Genomic DNA, 14,781 nt, shown 5'->3' on the forward strand with positions numbered 1-14,781 from the left:
CTATTCTCCTAACGGATAACGTTTTCGATACACTTCATACATCAATAGACTAGCGGCAACTGATGCGTTTAATGAAGTGACCTTCCCGGCCATTGGCAGTTTAATCAGGAAATCACATTTTTCCCTGATCAATCGACCGATTCCTTTTCCTTCACTGCCGATCACAAGAGCTAGAGGCATTGTTCCATCAAATTGTCTGTAATCCTGCTTAGCAGACGCATCTGTTCCTGCGACCCAGATTCCTCTTTCTTTCATCTCATCAAGAGCTCTTGAGAGATTGGTCACTTTTGCGACAGGAATATGCTCGATAGCCCCGGTAGATGCCTTGGCAACGGTTGTCGTCAAGCCGACTGCTCGCCTTTTTGGAATGACTATCCCGTGCGCACCTACAGCATCTGCCGTACGCATAATGGACCCTAAATTATGAGGATCTTCGATTTCATCTAAAATAAGGAAAAATGGCTGTTCATTCCGCTTTTCAGCGATTTGATACAGATCGTCCAATTCCGCATATTCATATGCCGCTACTTGTGCAACGATTCCCTGGTGCTGACCTGATACCATTTGATCAAGCTTTTTCCTCGGAACATACTGAATGGTGATATTTTGCTTTTTAGCGAGTTCAATGACCTGCTGGGCTTGTCCTTTTACAGTGTTTTCAGCCATCCAGAGCTTGTATAACTCTCGATCTGACTTCAGTGTCTCAATCACTGCATTTTTCCCAATCACATAATCATGTTGCTGACTCATTTGTCTTCCTCCCTGACGTTCCGATTTCAATCGCCTGACTAATCAGCTCTTCTAAGCGTTCGTCCTGCTGTTCAATAAATAAATAACCCATAAGCGCTTCAAGCGCCGTACTATAACGATACGTTTGAACGTCTGTGTTTTTAGGCACTGTGCCTGATTTTGCATTTCTTCCTCTTTTCAGCACCGCTTCTTCCGCCTCAGTGAAAAAGCCCTGCTGCTGAAGAGTAAATAAAATAGCGGCCTGAGATTTAGCTGAAACAATCTTGCTTGCTCGTTTATGCAGCTCATTTGGTTTTGTCGCCCCCGTTTGGAGGAGGTGATGCCTCACATATACTTCAAATATGGCATCACCCATATAAGCAAGCGCAAGTCCGTTCAACTGTTTACCGTCTTTCAGCTTTTCAAAATTCAACATGCCTATTCTCCTCTTTTCCAGCGAGTACCTTGAGGAGTGTCCTCTAATACAATATTCATGCTCTTTAACTGGTCACGAATTTGATCAGACAGTGCGAAGTCACGATTTCTCCTAGCTTCATTTCGTTTCTCAATTAACGCTTCTACTTCTTCGTCAAGCGTGTGCTTTTCTTCTAATGAGAAGCCAAGAACAGTTGTGATTTCTTGGAACAAGCTGATAAATGCATTGATCACTTCCTTAGAAGTATGATCATTCTCCATATAGTAATTTGCCTGCTTCGCTAGTTCAAATAAGACAGAGATGGCATTCGCAGTATTGAAGTCATCATTCATTTCAGAAATAAATGTCGCGCGCTGCTCTTCAATCTTCGTCAGCCATTCGGTATTATTGTCTGTTAGATTGGTGCTGCTCTCAAGACGATGATGTAAATTGGCATATGATGTTTTGAGTCTGTTAAAAGCACTATTTGTACTGTCCAATAAATCAATTGAGTAATTAATAGGGTGACGGTAATGAACAGATAACATAAAGAATCGAAGTACATCTGGATCTTGTTCTTTAATAATGTCATGCACCAGCACAAAATTACCAAGTGATTTTGACATTTTTTCATTCTCAATATTAATATACCCGTTATGCATCCAATACTTCGCAAAAGGTTTCCCTGTCAAAGCCTCAGATTGGGCGATCTCATTCTCATGGTGAGGGAACGTTAAATCCTGTCCGCCAGCATGAATGTCGATCGTATCACCTAAATATTTTTTGACCATTGCCGAGCACTCGATGTGCCAGCCTGGACGTCCTTCGCCCCACGGGCTATCCCATGAGATTTCCTGATCCTTTGCAGCCTTCCATAAAGCAAAGTCCAGTGCATCTCGTTTCTTTTCACCTACACGAATACGAGCACCTGTCTTCAGTTCATCAATCGATTGGTGAGAAAGCTTTCCGTAGCCTTCAAAAGAACGCGTGCTGTAATACACGTCACCATCCGCTTCATAGGCGTAGCCTTTTTCAATCAATGTGGCAATAAACGCAATGATGTCATTCATATTTTCTGTTACTCGCGGGTGAAGGTCTGCTTTTTTGCAACCTAGTGCACTGACGTCTTCGAAGTAGGCTTGGATAAACCGATCAGCAATGGTCGGGACATCTTCTCCGAGCTCATTGGCTGCTTTGATGAGTTTATCATCTACATCTGTAAAGTTTGATACAAAATTTACATCATAACCGCTGTATTCTAAATACTTACGTACGGTGTCATATACAATCGCCGGTCTTGCATTCCCGATATGAATGTAGTTATAAACGGTCGGTCCGCACACATACATCTTGACCTTTCCTGGTTCAAGCGGGACAAATTCTTCCTTCTTACGCGTTAATGTATTATAAATATTGATCGTCATGATTGTTCTTCCTTTCTGCTCAATGAAGCTAGCTCACGTTTTAGCTTTTCCATTTCTCGTTCCAATTCTTTAAAACGATCGGAAACTGGATCTGGCAAATCTTGATGATTGAGATCGCGATTGATTTTCTTTCCATTTTGAACGACCACGCGCCCTGGTATACCTACAACGGTGGAATGGTCTGGGACGTCCTTTAACACAACCGACCCTGCACCAATCTTGGACCCTTTTCCCACTGTAATGGAACCAAGCACCTTTGCACCTGTCGCAATGAGGGCATCGTCTAAAATGGTCGGATGCCGCTTTCCCTTTTCTTTCCCTGTTCCCCCTAATGTCACGCCTTGGAAAACAGTGACGTTGTCTCCAATTTCACATGTTTCCCCAATCACGACACCCATGCCGTGATCAATGAAGAATCGCCTGCCAATGGTTGCCGCTGGGTGAATTTCAACCCCTGTGAAAAATCGGCTGACCTGAGAAATGATCCGCGCAAGAAAATATAGCTTACGTTTATAAAATGCGTGCGCGATACGATGAGCCCAAATCGCATGAAGCCCTGAATAGGTTAGCACTACTTCAATATAGCTTCTAGCAGCAGGATCTTGATCAAACACAGTATCAATATCTTCTTTCAGCATTTTGAAAAACACATGCTCCCCCCGTTCTTCCCCATGAATCTCTCTTAGGACTTGCTCTCTTTTTTGGACAAATAAAAAACGCCTCTGCCATATGACAGAGACGTTTTGAAAACGCGGTTCCACTCTGTTTAGAAAGCTCCTTATCTTGCAAGCTTTCTCAACTTAATCCCGTAACGGAGGGTACCGCCCTTGCATACTAACGTACGTGTTCCTCAAGGGTCTTGAGGGTGCATTTCCAACGTCTGCCCATAAGTCTCTTTCAGCCGGTGAAGACTCTTTCTGTGATGGACGAAAACATTGTACTTCTCCCTCGCAACGATTTTCCTTATATTTGTTTAATGCGGTTTAATACCGTTTCTTTACCTAGTAGTTCAATACTTTGCGGAAGTTCTGGGCCATGCGTTTGTCCTGTGACAGCCACACGAATTGGCATGAATAGTTTCTTGCCTTTATGCCCTGTTTCTTTTTGTACCGCTTTAATGGCAGCCTTGATTTCATCAGGTGTGAAAGACTCAAGACGTTCGAGCTGACTTGCAAAAGAGGCCATGACTTCTGGTACTTGCTCCTCTGCTAGAACTTCCCTTGCCTCTTGATTATACTCAATTTGCTCCTTAAAGAACAACTCTGTTAACTCAACAATTTCTGCTCCGTAGCTCAATTGTTCGTGATATAGAGAAATAAGTTTGCGTACCCACGTGTTTTCTTCTTCTGTCAGTTGCTCGCTTACCTTGCCAGCCTTTTGAAGATGTGGAAGTGTTAATGCAATGACTTGATCAAGATCAAGTGCTTTCACGTATTGGTTATTCACCCATTTTAGTTTATGCATATCGAATAGAGCTGGTGACTTAGAAAGTCGGTTTACATCGAAAATATCGATGAATTGCTCTTTTGTAAATAGTTCTTCTTCGCCAACTGGAGACCATCCAAGTAATGCAATGAAATTAAACAGGGCTTCTGGTAAATAGCCCAAGTTCTTATATTGCTCGATGAATTGAATAATCGATTCATCACGCTTACTTAATTTCTTACGGTTCTCGTTCACAATCAACGTCATATGTCCGAACAGCGGAACATCCCAGCCGAATGCATTGAAAATCATGATTTGTTTAGGTGTATTCGAAATGTGATCCTCTCCGCGAAGAATGTGAGTCATTTTCATCAAATGATCATCCACTGCTACAGCGAAGTTATAAGTTGGTGTACCATCTTTCTTCACAATAACAAAGTCACCGATGCCGTCTGTTTCAAACGAAATATCACCCTTGACCATATCGCCAAATTTGATGATTTCTCCCTTTGGAACACGGAAGCGAATACTTGGCTCTCTTCCTTCAGCAATGAGCTTATCCTCTTCTTCTTTTGATAAATGACTGCATTTACCAGAATATCGAGGCATTTCACTGCGGGCGATTTGTGCTTCACGCTCTTCTTCTAATTCTTCAGCCGTACAATAGCACTTATAAGCCAAGTCCTTTTCTAGCAGCTCGTCATAATATTTTTTGTAAATATCATTACGCTCTGATTGTCTGTAAGGGCCGTAGCCGCCATCTTTATCAATACTCTCGTCCCAATCAATGCCGAGCCACTGCAAATGGCGAAGCTGGCTTTCTTCTCCACCTTCTACATTACGCTTTTGATCCGTATCTTCGATTCGAATAATAAATTTGCCGCCTTGGCTGCGGGCGAACAAATAGTTGAAAAGAGCCGTTCTAGCATTCCCAATATGTAAATGCCCAGTTGGACTCGGTGCATAACGAACACGCACTTCATTTCCCATGAGTTTAACTTCCTTTCATCTGCATCATGTTGTCTGACACCATTTTTTTATAAACGTATTTTATCATCAAATACCATTCTCATCAAAATGGATTTTACTTTTTCTGAAGAAGCACCGTCGCCTGAGAAGCAATTCCTTCGCCTCTACCTGTAAATCCGAGTTTCTCAGTTGTTGTTGCTTTGACATTTACCTGTGTGACATCTGCCTCAAGCGCTTCTGCGATTTTCTCGCACATTGGTTGAATGTAAGGTGCCATTTTTGGCTTTTGCGCCATGATGGTGCAGTCAATATTCACCAGTGTATAGCCTTTGTCTTTCACAAGTGCCCACACATGCTGAAGTAATTTAAAAGAATCTGCATCCTTAAACTCGGGATCAGTATCTGGGAAATGTCTGCCGATATCTCCTTCACCAATCGCACCTAGACAGGCATCTGCCACCGTGTGAAGCAGTACGTCAGCGTCTGAATGCCCAAGCAGGCCCTTTTCATAGGGAATGGTAACCCCGCCGATAATAAGAGGTCTTCCCTCTGTTAATTGATGTACATCAAAGCCTTGTCCTATTCTCAACATGATCTAGTACCCTCTTTCCGCATCCATAATTGCCTTGGCAACCAGTAAATCATCTGGTGTTGTCAGTTTAATATTGGTATAGTCTCCCTGGACAATATACACACTCTTACCATGTAATTGTTCCACAAGGCTGGCGTCGTCTGTTCCAAGGAAGCCTGTCCGCTCCGCATATTCATGCGCCTCTTTTAAAATAGAATGACGAAAAGCTTGTGGGGTCTGGACTGCCCACAAGCTTTGACGTTCAATGGTTTGCTCCACTTTGCCTTCTTGAACGCGTTTGATTGTGTCTTTCACTGGTACCGCTACGACTGCGGAGCCTTTTTCAATCGCTGCTTTAACGAGCAAGTCGATCTGTGTATGCTTAATAAAAGGCCTTGCTCCATCATGAACAAGCACGATGTCCGCATCTTTCACAGCCTTCAATCCTTCGTATACACTTTGCTGACGTTCTTCACCGCCAGTGACAAGTGAAACAGGCGTTTGAAAAGCGTGTACCTTTAGTAGCCTTTCAAAGTCACGACGCTCCTCTTCATTGATCGCTAAGATCATGCGTTTGCATTGTGAATGGGCGTCAAACACCTTTAGTGTGTGAATGATGACCGGCATTCTTTTCAATTCAATAAAAAGCTTATTGCGACCGGCCTTCATTCGTTTCCCCTGCCCCGCAGCCGGAATAACTACTTCATAATACATGTTCGTTCTCCCTTTAGAGCGCCTTCTCCAGAAGTTTTGGCTTCGCAAAAATCATTCTTCCAGCAGCAGTCTGCAGCACACTTGTGACAAGCACATCAATATCTTTTCCAATGTAATTGCGTCCTTCTTCGACCACAATCATCGTACCGTCATCTAAGTAGGCAACACCTTGGTTATGCTCTTTCCCATCTTTAATGACCTGTACCTTCATTTCTTCCCCAGGCAGTACAACCGGTTTGACCGCATTGGCTAGATCATTGATGTTTAACACTGCTACTTTTTGAAGTTCGCATACTTTATTTAAATTAAAATCATTTGTCACAACAACACCTGAAGTTAATTTAGCGAGCTTCACAAGCTTGCTATCAACCTCTTGAATGTCTTCGAAGTCACCTTCGTAAATTTCAACTTTGATATCCAATTCTTTTTGGATACGATTTAAAATATCAAGACCTCTTCGGCCTCTATTTCTCTTTAATACATCAGAAGAGTCTGCAATATGCTGTAGTTCCTCGAGAACAAATTGAGGAATTACCATAATTCCTTCTAAAAATCCAGTTTGACAAATATCTGCGATTCTTCCATCAATGATAACACTTGTGTCTAAAATTTTCAGCTTTTTATCTTCTATTTCAGGTTCATCATCAGCTGCGCCTTTTTTCTTGCTGACCTTTGCAGATCGAGAGAACAGCCCCATCATTTCATCCTTCTTCTTAAACCCTACCTGAAATCCAAGGTATCCTAAAAAGAAAGCCAGAAAAATCGGAATAATGGTACCAAAAATATGATATGGGATATTGTTTAGCGGGATCACGTTTACAATAAGATATGCTAGAATAAGTCCAAATACTAAACCGAAACTTCCAGATATAAGATCAGGAAGAGGCGCCTTTAATAGAGAATCCTCGATCCATTTCACCCAATTAACAACATAGCCTGTGCACCATTGGCCGATGATAAAGAACACAGCGGCTCCTATTAGTGCTGAAGAGTAAGCATTTGTTATGAGAGGTATGTCCTTTACATTTAACAGCAGAAATAACTCTGGAATGATAAAAATCCCTACAACTGCACCAAAAATGATAAAAAACGCCTGAACGATTCTTTTTAACATACCTTCACCTCCTTTATTTTTCATCTGTCAATCCACCTTCATCTAACATTGATATATGTTTAAGTTTTCTATCATGATCAACAGAAAACAAAAAGCATCATTAATATACCCATATTCATCCATTTTTAACCGTAATTGAGGAAAATTTCTCTTCTACAGCTGACGGTCAATATAATGTTTTTCTTGTAACCTTTTTAATCCTTTTTTTATCTTTTTCGCCCTTACTTCTCCAATTCCTTCTACTTCATCCAATTCTTGTACATCTGCTTCCATAATTCGATCTAACACACCAAACGCTTCGACCACATTTTCAACAATAGGCATTGGCAATCTAGGGATTTTGTGAAGTAATCTGAACCCTCTTGTGTACACATAATCGTCAACATTTGTAGATGCTGGATATCCAAGTAACTTGTACAGAATGGAATCATCTAAAAGCTCAAAGCTAGACATATCTTGGAGTTGTTTAAGCAAAACATATGGATCTTTAATCTTTTCTTTCACGTAATCTTTAATAAATAGAGCCGCTTCCTGCTCCATATCTGTAATCAGCTCATTGACTTGAAGACGGATCAAGTGTCCTTCTGTCCCGAGCTCTTTGATATACATGTTAATTTCATTTTTGATTCTGAGCACCATTTCGTAGCGATGCAGCACGGATAGTACATCACCAAAGGTGACAAGCTCTTCAAATTCTAGGGCGCTTAACGCTGAAATGGCGTGATCTAAAATGGTTTTATATTTCTCAAGTGTTTGAATGGCTTGATTGGCCTTTGTTAAAATAAAGCCGATATCTTTCAACGTGTAACGACGATTTCCTTGGTATAAAGTAATGACGTTTCTCCGTTCAGAAATGGCAATGATTAAGCAGCCTGTCTGTTTGGCTACACGTTCAGCCGTTCGGTGTCTCATGCCTGTTTCTGATGAATGAATCGTTGCATCTGGCATCAGTTGTGTATTCGCATACAAGATTTTTTGACCAGAATCGCTTAAAATAATGGCCCCATCCATCTTGGCCAATTCATATAAGTGTGCTGGGGAGAAGGCAGAATTAATATGAAATCCTCCATCCACCACACTTTTTACTTTGTCGTTATAACCAACAACAATGAGCCCGCCAGTATTGGCTCTCAGGACATTTTCAATCCCTACTCGCAAAGGTGTCCCTGGTGCCACAAACTGTACGATATCTAAGAGATCAACTTCTCTCGCTCCTTTTTTCTCTTTTTCCATTTCTATGATCCCCCTAGTGAAATACGAAGTGCCTCCGCTACATTTTCTACACCGACTATCTCAATCCCTCTCGGCTTTTTCCATCCGTCTATATTCGCCTGAGGAATAAACATTCGCTTAAATCCTAGTTTAGCAGCTTCCTGCACACGCTGTTCAATTCTTGATACTCTTCTGACTTCTCCCGTCAGACCAACTTCTCCTATAAAGCAATCCGCTGGTTGTGGCGCTGCGTCTTTAAAGCTTGATGCAATACTGACAGCAATGGCCAAGTCAATCGCTGGTTCGTCAAGCTTCACACCGCCTGCAACCTTTAAATACGCATCTTGGTTTTGCAAAAGCAGCCCTACACGTTTTTCTAAAACGGCCATTAGCAATGACACACGATTATGATCAAGGCCTGTAGCCATTCTCCGTGGATTGCCAAAGCTTGTCGGCGAAATTAATGCTTGTATCTCCACAAGGACGGGTCTTGTTCCTTCCATTGAGGCAACAACACACGAACCAGATACACCTGCTGACCGCTCTTCTAAGAAAATTTCTGATGGGTTTAATACTTCCGTGAGCCCTTCTTCTCTCATTTCAAAAATCCCTAATTCATTCGTTGAACCAAATCGGTTTTTCACTGCTCGTAAGATGCGAAACGTATGATGCCGCTCCCCTTCAAAATAAAGAACCGTGTCCACCATATGCTCTAAAAGGCGTGGACCTGCGATCGAGCCTTCTTTGGTCACGTGACCAACGATAAAAATCGGAATACCATTCGTTTTGGCAATCTTCATCAGCTGCGCTGTGCATTCTCTTACCTGAGAAACAGATCCAGGAGCTGACGTAATATCACTTTGATAAACGGTTTGAATCGAATCCACCACCACAAAAGCGGGTTTCATCTCTTGTATAGAAGACGTTATATACTCCATATCGGTTTCAGCCAAAACATGTAAAGAGGTGCTATCAATACCGAGGCGATCCGCTCTTAGCTTCGTTTGTTTAATGGACTCCTCACCAGATATGTATAATACATTCTGATTTTGGTCTGAGAGCTGGGCTGATACTTGTAATAATAATGTGGACTTCCCAATCCCAGGGTCTCCGCCAATGAGAACGAGAGAGCCTTTGACAATTCCACTTCCTAATACTCGGTTAAATTCTTCTAAATTCGTTTTAATTCGGGGTTCTTCGGATGTTTCAATTGCAGAAATAGGTGAAGGTTTTTGAATGGTTTGAACAGAATGATTAAAAGCACTTCGACGGTTTGTCGGCTCTTTGCGAACGACCTCTTCTGTCATACTGTTCCACGTGCCGCAGCCAGGACATTTCCCCATCCATTTGGCTGACTCATAACCGCACGATTGGCATATAAATTTTGATTTTGTCTTAGCCATAGATTGAAGAATACAACTCCTTATACTGATCAGAAAATAAGTAAAGGGAGGCATACATCTGACTGGTATGCCTCACACTTTTTTCTTACTATATTAGTTCGTAGCAGCCGTCGCTTTTACGACAATTTCTCCGTCTTCCACATCTAATACGATATGTTGACCCTTTTCAATATTACCTCTCAGCAATTCCTCAGAAAGTCGATCCTCAACGTGCTTTTGAATCGCTCTTCTTAACGGACGAGCACCATACTCAAGGTCTACACCTTCGTCGGCAATCTTCGCTTTTGCTGCTTCTGTCAGTTCAATTGAGAGGTCTTGCTCTTTTAAACGTTTTGTTAATTGATCAGACATGAGAGACACAATCTCTTTTAGATGTTTCTTTTCAAGCGAGTGGAAGACAATGATTTCATCAATACGGTTGATGAATTCCGGTCTAAACGCACGTTTCAACTCACCCATTACTTTGCCTTTCATATCTTTGTAATTTTGACCTTCATCCTGTACGTTAAAGCCAACATATTTATTGCGCTTCAGTTCACTAGCCCCAACGTTTGAAGTCATAATCAAAATAGTATTTCTAAAGTCAACTGTACGTCCTTTAGAATCAGTAAGACGACCATCTTCTAATACTTGCAGTAAGATATTAAACACATCAGGATGCGCTTTTTCAATCTCATCTAAAAGCACTACAGAATAAGGTTTTCTTCTCACTTTTTCAGTCAGCTGGCCACCTTCATCATAGCCAACATAGCCTGGAGGTGAACCAACAAGTCTTGATGTAGAATGTTTCTCCATGTATTCAGACATATCAATACGGATCATCGCTTCTTCATCACCGAAAATAGACTCGGCCAGTGCTCTTGCAAGCTCAGTCTTACCAACACCTGTTGGGCCTAAGAAGATAAAGGAGCCAATCGGACGTTTCGGGTCTTTTAGACCAGCACGCGCACGTCTCACAGCTTTCGCTACAGCGACAACCGCTTCATCCTGACCAATCACGCGAGAATGGAGCAATTGTTCCATATTCAGAAGCTTATCTGTTTCGGTTTGAGCAATTTTCGAAACAGGCACTCCCGTCCAGCTAGAGACGACCATTGCGATATCATCTACAGATACCTCAGAATTCTCTTGTCCCTGCTTTTCTTTCCACGATTTCTTTGTGACTTCTACTTTTTCACGCAAGCGCTGCTCTGTGTCACGTAGGGAAGCTGCTTTTTCAAATTCTTGACTTTGAACAGCCGCATCCTTTTCCTTACGTACTTCATCCAGCTTTTGCTCTAGTTCCTTTAGATTAGGCGGTGTCGTGAATGAACGTAAACGTACCTTCGAACCTGCCTCATCAATTAGATCAATCGCCTTATCTGGAAGGAAACGATCAGAGATATAACGGTCAGACAGCTTCACTGCCGCTTCAATCGCTTCATCTGTAATGGACACACGGTGATGTGCTTCATAACGATCTCTAAGTCCTCTTAAGATTTGAATACTTTCATCAACGGACGGCTGATCCACTTGAATTGGTTGGAAACGACGTTCTAGTGCCGCATCCTTCTCGATATATTTACGGTACTCATCTAACGTTGTAGCACCGATACATTGAAGCTCACCACGTGCCAGGGATGGTTTCAGAATATTAGACGCATCAATCGCACCCTCTGCTCCACCTGCGCCAATCAGTGTATGAAGCTCATCAATGAAGAGAATGATATTTCCAGCCTGACGAATTTCGTCCATGACTTTTTTCAAACGATCCTCGAATTCACCACGATATTTCGTTCCCGCTACAACGGTTCCCATATCGAGTGTCATCACTCGTTTATCACGCAGGATTTCAGGCACTTCGTTATGAATAATTTGCTGTGCAAGACCTTCTGCGATCGCGGTTTTACCAACACCAGGCTCACCAATCAGAACTGGGTTATTCTTTGTTCTTCTGCTTAGCACCTCAATGACACGCTGAATTTCTTTACTTCTGCCAATGACAGGGTCCAAGCTGTCCTCTTTTGCAATAGCCGTTAAGTCTCTTGCCAAGCTATCTAAGGTTGGTGTATTTGCATTGCTATTCGATCCTGCCGCTGATGCACCAGTTTCATTGCTGCCAAGCAGCTGCAACACTTGCTGACGTGCTTTATTTAAGCTCACTCCGAGGTTATTTAAGACACGGGCAGCTACACCCTCTCCCTCACGAATAAGACCTAAAAGAATATGTTCTGTCCCTACATAGGAATGACCTAGCTTTCTTGCTTCATCCATAGAAAGCTCCGTGACCTTCTTCGCTCTAGGCGTATAATGAGGAATAGCTTGAGACACCTCTTGCCCTCTTCCAATCAAGCTTTCGACTTCTTTTTGGATTTTATCTGAAACAAGGCCCAGTGCTTCTAACGCTTTTGCGGCGATGCCCTCACCTTCACGTACAAGACCAAGTAAAATGTGTTCTGTTCCAATGTTCTTATGGCCTAGGCGAATGGCTTCTTCTTGTGCAAGTGCTAATACCTTTTGAGCTCTTTCAGTGAATCTTCCAAACATCATATCGTTTCATCCTCCTGTCCATTCCTATGCATTTCTAAGCGCAGCCTTTCTCTGATAATCGCTGCTCGTTTTATATCTCGTTCATTTGGCTCCAAGGCTCCTCCTGAATATTGTTGAAGGAAGCCAGGCTGTGTCAAAATCATGAGTTCATTCAGTATATTACTTGAAAGCCCCTTAATGATACCTAAATCAATTCCAAGCCGCACATCAGACAGACACTTTGCCGTTTCTTTTGATTCAATCATACGACAATTGGCCAATATCCCTAAGGAGCGGTACACTCTGTCCTCAAGTTCAATTTTAGATGTTTGATATAAGGCTTTTCGTGCAGATCGCTCTTGTTCAATGAGCTGAGCTGTCACACTATTCAAATCATCCACAATATCTTCTTCTGCTTGACCAAGTGTCATTTGATTTGAAATTTGAAAGATGTTTCCTATTGCTTCGCTACCCTCACCATAAATTCCTCTGACGACAAGACCTAATTGATTAATTGCAGGAATAATCCGATGCATTTGTCGTGTGAGAGCTAATGCTGGTAAGTGCATCATGACCGAAGCCCTTATACCTGTACCTACATTGGTCGGACAGCTTGTTAAGTATCCTCGCTTTTCCGAAAACGCATAATCTACTTGCTCTTCAATCCAGTCGTCTACCTGATTAGCCACTTTAAGTGCATTGGCCAGCTGAAAACCTGGGAACAGGCATTGGATACGAATATGGTCCTCTTCATTTAGCATGACACTGATTTCCTCGTTTTCAGAAAGCAAGCAGCCGCCAAATCTTGATTCTGCCAAGTTGGGGCTAATCAAATGCTTTTCAACGAGTACCCTCTTTGCTAAAGGCTGTGTTTCATTCATTCGAATCAGAACAAAGTTTCCAATGTCCTTCACTTCCTGGCTAGCAAACTTTTGCTCGAATTGCTGGAGAACAGCTTCAGCCTCCTCTTGAGAAAACTGAGTTGGGAAACGAACATGCTCTAGATTGCGCGCTAGCCGAATACGACTGCTTAGAACAATGTCACTTTCTGGCCCTTTTTGTTTCATCCATTGACTTAAAGCGTCTTGAATAAAATGCTGGAGCGACATATTGTTAATCTCCCTCCCTCTGCTGAGATTGCTCATGCTCTAATGCACGAATTTGATCTCGAACTTCCGCTGCTTTTTCGAACTCTTCCTGTTCAATCAACTGCTTCAGCTCTTGCTGCATCAACTCAAGTTTCCGGCGTACATGCAGACTGCCGGCAATCCGTTTAGGAACTTTTCCATTATGGACTGTATTTCCACTATGGACTTTCCGCAAAACAGGATTGAGGTACTGATCAAATGTACGATAACATTCTGCACAGCCAAAACGGCCTGTTTTTCTGAACTGCTTAAAGGTTAAGCCACACTTAGGACATTGATCCACTTCTCTCGCTTCTTGAAAAATAGATGATCCTTTGTTAGCACTTGTGGTAAAGCTAGGATCAATATTCAGTAAGCCTGATAATAAGTTGTGAATCGAGAAACCTTGGTTTCCACTCATAGCATATGAATCACTGTTTTCTTTTGCACATTGTTCACATATGTGCATTTCTTGTTTTTCTCCATTTATAACTTTTGTAAAGTGAAAAGTGGCTGGTCTCTCATTGCATTCTTGACAAATCAATCTTTTCACCCGCTTTACTTTAATTTCAAAGCATTTAACATCGCTTTCATCATCCGAGCCCGCAGTTCATCTCGTTCAGGTAAATCAATGTGCAAAACAGAACGGTCCATGACACTGATCATCATCTTAGCTTCTCTTTCGGATAGAATGTTGTTTTCCACAAGACGCATGATGATATGATCAGATGCAGCCTGTGATAAACGATGATAGATTTGGGAAATAATGTGGTTCAATAAGTCGACTTCATCATTCATTTTGACTTTAATGATGCGGATATAGCCACCGCCGCCACGCTTACTTTCAACGATATAGCCTCTTTCGCTCGTAAAGCGTGTATTGATAACATAATTAATTTGTGAAGGTACGCACTGAAACTTATCTGCAATCTCATTGCGCTTAATTTCTAATATTTCTCGACCATTCTGATCCAAGACTTCCTTCAAATACTGTTCGATGATATCAGAAATATTTTGTGCCACTCCGCCTCCTCCTCCATTGACTTTGACTATATTTGACTTTAATCTTACTATAAATTTTTTCGATCGATTTTTCAAGATAATCGCTCAACTAACAATATTATTTCCACATTTATATGGTGTCAAACCTCTCAAAAACACAAAAAAGAC

General features: G+C 41.9%; 14 protein-coding genes and 1 other annotated feature. All 14 genes read right to left on the reverse strand.

Going from position 1 to position 14,781, the window contains the following annotated elements; translation table 11 throughout:
* The gene (rlmB, locus tag BA70_RS13690) at positions 1–750 is read right to left on the reverse strand and encodes a 23S rRNA (guanosine(2251)-2'-O)-methyltransferase RlmB (protein ID WP_034323251.1); all 750 of its coding nucleotides are present in this window, start codon (positions 748–750) and stop codon (positions 1–3) included.
* Positions 734–1,165, reverse strand: coding sequence for a Mini-ribonuclease 3 (locus tag BA70_RS13695; RefSeq protein WP_034323254.1), 432 nt, complete (start codon positions 1,163–1,165; stop codon positions 734–736). Before BA70_RS13695 ends, rlmB begins: the two co-directional genes overlap by 17 nt.
* 2 nt (positions 1,166–1,167) lie before the next feature.
* Positions 1,168–2,568 carry a cysteine--tRNA ligase gene (gene cysS / locus BA70_RS13700; RefSeq protein ID WP_034323256.1) on the reverse strand — a complete coding sequence of 467 codons (1,401 nt, stop codon included), beginning with the start codon at positions 2,566–2,568 and terminating at the stop codon, positions 1,168–1,170.
* A complete protein-coding gene (cysE, locus tag BA70_RS13705; RefSeq protein WP_034323283.1) occupies positions 2,565–3,218 on the reverse strand; it encodes a serine O-acetyltransferase in 654 nt (217 codons plus the stop codon). The genes cysS and cysE overlap by 4 nt, the downstream gene beginning before the upstream one ends.
* 81 nt (positions 3,219–3,299) lie before the next feature.
* Positions 3,300–3,531: a binding site (T-box leader), on the reverse strand.
* Positions 3,532–4,983 carry a glutamate--tRNA ligase gene (gene gltX, locus BA70_RS13710; RefSeq protein ID WP_034323258.1) on the reverse strand — a complete coding sequence of 484 codons (1,452 nt, stop codon included), beginning with the start codon at positions 4,981–4,983 and terminating at the stop codon, positions 3,532–3,534.
* Between the two features lie 94 nt (positions 4,984–5,077).
* The gene (gene ispF, locus BA70_RS13715; protein WP_034323261.1) at positions 5,078–5,554 is read right to left on the reverse strand and encodes a 2-C-methyl-D-erythritol 2,4-cyclodiphosphate synthase; all 477 of its coding nucleotides are present in this window, start codon (positions 5,552–5,554) and stop codon (positions 5,078–5,080) included.
* Between the two features lie 3 nt (positions 5,555–5,557).
* Entirely contained in the window at positions 5,558–6,247 is a 690-nt protein-coding gene (gene ispD / locus BA70_RS13720; protein ID WP_034323263.1) for a 2-C-methyl-D-erythritol 4-phosphate cytidylyltransferase, read from the reverse strand.
* A 13-nt stretch (positions 6,248–6,260) separates the two neighbouring features.
* Entirely contained in the window at positions 6,261–7,361 is a 1,101-nt protein-coding gene (locus tag BA70_RS13725; RefSeq protein WP_034323285.1) for a PIN/TRAM domain-containing protein, read from the reverse strand.
* Positions 7,362–7,514: 153 nt separating this feature from the next.
* Positions 7,515–8,594, reverse strand: coding sequence for a DNA integrity scanning diadenylate cyclase DisA (gene disA, locus BA70_RS13730; RefSeq protein WP_034323266.1), 1,080 nt, complete (start codon positions 8,592–8,594; stop codon positions 7,515–7,517).
* A 2-nt stretch (positions 8,595–8,596) separates the two neighbouring features.
* The gene (gene radA, locus BA70_RS13735; protein WP_034323268.1) at positions 8,597–9,976 is read right to left on the reverse strand and encodes a DNA repair protein RadA; all 1,380 of its coding nucleotides are present in this window, start codon (positions 9,974–9,976) and stop codon (positions 8,597–8,599) included.
* Positions 9,977–10,069: 93 nt separating this feature from the next.
* Positions 10,070–12,505 (reverse strand): ATP-dependent protease ATP-binding subunit ClpC, encoded by a 2,436-nt coding sequence (gene clpC, locus BA70_RS13740; protein ID WP_034323269.1) that lies wholly within the window; start codon positions 12,503–12,505, stop codon positions 10,070–10,072.
* The gene (locus tag BA70_RS13745; RefSeq protein WP_034323272.1) at positions 12,502–13,593 is read right to left on the reverse strand and encodes a protein-arginine kinase McsB; all 1,092 of its coding nucleotides are present in this window, start codon (positions 13,591–13,593) and stop codon (positions 12,502–12,504) included. The genes clpC and BA70_RS13745 overlap by 4 nt, the downstream gene beginning before the upstream one ends.
* A 4-nt stretch (positions 13,594–13,597) precedes the next feature.
* On the reverse strand, positions 13,598–14,155 hold the full coding sequence (locus BA70_RS13750; protein WP_034323275.1) for a protein-arginine kinase activator protein McsA: 558 nt from the start codon (positions 14,153–14,155) through the stop codon (positions 13,598–13,600).
* A 14-nt stretch (positions 14,156–14,169) separates the two neighbouring features.
* Positions 14,170–14,634: a CtsR family transcriptional regulator gene (locus BA70_RS13755; RefSeq protein ID WP_034323278.1), complete on the reverse strand. Its 465-nt coding sequence runs from the start codon at positions 14,632–14,634 to the stop codon at positions 14,170–14,172.
* Positions 14,635–14,781: the final 147 nt, after the last annotated feature.

Origin of the sequence: Bacillus zhangzhouensis, assembly GCF_000715205.1 — a bacterium.
Taxonomy (GTDB): Bacteria; Bacillota; Bacilli; order Bacillales; family Bacillaceae; genus Bacillus; species Bacillus zhangzhouensis.

Coding starts and splice junctions, on each gene's coding strand:
- ispF (WP_034323261.1), bottom strand. CDS start 5,554: ATGTTGAGAATAGGACAAGGCTTTGATGTACATCAATTAACAGAGGGA.
- rlmB (WP_034323251.1), bottom strand. CDS start 750: ATGAGTCAGCAACATGATTATGTGATTGGGAAAAATGCAGTGATTGAG.
- clpC (WP_034323269.1), bottom strand. CDS start 12,505: ATGATGTTTGGAAGATTCACTGAAAGAGCTCAAAAGGTATTAGCACTT.
- BA70_RS13725 (WP_034323285.1), bottom strand. CDS start 7,361: ATGTTAAAAAGAATCGTTCAGGCGTTTTTTATCATTTTTGGTGCAGTT.
- BA70_RS13695 (WP_034323254.1), bottom strand. CDS start 1,165: ATGTTGAATTTTGAAAAGCTGAAAGACGGTAAACAGTTGAACGGACTT.
- ispD (WP_034323263.1), bottom strand. CDS start 6,247: ATGTATTATGAAGTAGTTATTCCGGCTGCGGGGCAGGGGAAACGAATG.
- cysS (WP_034323256.1), bottom strand. CDS start 2,568: ATGACGATCAATATTTATAATACATTAACGCGTAAGAAGGAAGAATTT.
- BA70_RS13745 (WP_034323272.1), bottom strand. CDS start 13,593: ATGTCGCTCCAGCATTTTATTCAAGACGCTTTAAGTCAATGGATGAAA.
- radA (WP_034323268.1), bottom strand. CDS start 9,976: ATGGCTAAGACAAAATCAAAATTTATATGCCAATCGTGCGGTTATGAG.
- gltX (WP_034323258.1), bottom strand. CDS start 4,983: ATGGGAAATGAAGTGCGTGTTCGTTATGCACCGAGTCCAACTGGGCAT.
- disA (WP_034323266.1), bottom strand. CDS start 8,594: ATGGAAAAAGAGAAAAAAGGAGCGAGAGAAGTTGATCTCTTAGATATC.